This window comes from Hymenobacter glaciei, assembly GCF_039539585.1.
Lineage (GTDB): Bacteria > Bacteroidota > Bacteroidia > Cytophagales > Hymenobacteraceae > Hymenobacter > Hymenobacter glaciei.
Genome location: NZ_BAABDK010000020.1, coordinates 1 through 1685, shown reverse-complemented (window position 1 = coordinate 1685; position 1685 = coordinate 1). Strand labels below are relative to the sequence as shown.

Below are 1685 nucleotides of genomic sequence, written 5' to 3'. Positions count from 1 at the left end.
CTACGATAAAACGGCCAGCAGCTTTTTGGGAATGGTGCACTTCGTTTCGGCCCTGTTGTGGCTCCACTAATTGTCCGTGCAACCTAGACCACCCCATACTGCTCCCATTATAAATAGCATTATTTAAAAAAAGCATTTAGATTTGCTGTCACCAATTGCTATCCTCCACTAGTAGTTGCCCAAAAACAAATTCTTGTACCGTTTGTGCCAATGGAGTATACTCATACTTCGACAGGAAAAACGGTTCTGAAGATAATTTTCACCCAATTTATTTTCAACCCAATGTTGAAACAGAAAGTACAATTAGGCATTGCCGCCGTTATGCTCGGCTTTACCTGCACGCTCAGTGGCTGCTCAAAGGAGTCAAATGCATTGCCCGAGCCCGCAGCTAAAGTGAGTAACGCAGGAATTCAACTCGTTAATGGCAGATTGGTGTTTGCTGATATTAAGAGTTTTCAGAAGGCAGAAGAAGCCTTGTGGCGCAAGAATGGCCATGAGTTGGAACTTTGGGAGAAAGCCCTCTATTTCCAATCGTTGCGCGCTGCGCCCGTGACTTTGGACGAAACATCGACTCCGGGGTTAATGATGGAATTCGGTTTTCCCATGCAATACGCCGCGCTCATCAACCCCAAAGGTGAATACCAAATCGGTGACAAAATATACTGGTTCCACCAAGGCTTCAAGTACGAGGCATCCTCCGAGGAAGAATTGCAGCGAATTAAGAACGACCCCAGTATTGCTAAGAATAAATATCAAGCCGGTAAAGTGCCGATGTCTGGAAAGGTGAAGCATTTCACGGTCACCAACCCTGGTTCAATCCAAAACAGAACAGTTCGAAACAATAACGGAGGTAGTGCCGGCGATGGCAAATATCCGTATCAATTTCCTCTATATTACGATAACAATAGCCAAAGGCGCTTGAGCTTCGAGACATTCTTATATGCAGAAGACGTTACTAGCACATACCCTCCGCCACAATTTTCAGGGTACGCTCAAACAATTCGTACGGGTGTGGTCCTCAATGAGTATTACGAATACTATAGCCGAGGTAGTGGCCGGTGGTACCGAGCGGGTGAAGAAAGGACCACTTCCTTTAATTTATATATAAGCGGCCACGTATCTGGTCCTAATTTTTCCCCTGAGGGTATGTTCCCTGGAACGGTTGGACCACTCGGTGCTCGTAGTGATGATTATGGACCAAGCTATTCTCCAGATTCAGGCTCTGGAGTCGGATTTATTCAAGCCACAAATATTCCTCATACTGGGGGGGATTATCAGCAAGGAATAGCAGTAGCTAAAATGTACAATTACCGAGGATATGTTGAACCTCGGCAGGCTAACTTAGTATGGGATTATGAGGTTTATGGACAATACAGTGCTTACGTGACTTCTGACAAAGACCACACCCACACTGAAGGGACTAATTATCTTCCTTTGTGGTAATTCTTTATGGCATGGTGATAATTACAGCACATGCATGTTAGTACCGATAAGAACAAAGCCCTTCTAATCATATGATTAAAAGGGCTTTGTTCTTATTTGACTTTATTACTAGTCGTAGTTCAGAAGTAATCGCGAAGATTTCGCGCATGTTTGTCAGCCATTTATTTTGCTTCGATGCTAGGTTGTACGGACAATTACCTTTGCGTTCGTGAGCAATCTGGATGAAATTAGTGACCGTGCCT

1 protein-coding gene is annotated in these 1685 nt (G+C 44.3%); it reads left to right on the top strand.

Translation table 11 applies throughout. The features are described from left to right. Positions 1–210 precede the first annotated feature (210 nt). On the top strand, positions 211–1443 hold the full coding sequence (locus ABD837_RS13070) for a hypothetical protein (protein ID WP_345055172.1): 1233 nt from the start codon (positions 211–213) through the stop codon (positions 1441–1443). Positions 1444–1685: the final 242 nt, after the last annotated feature.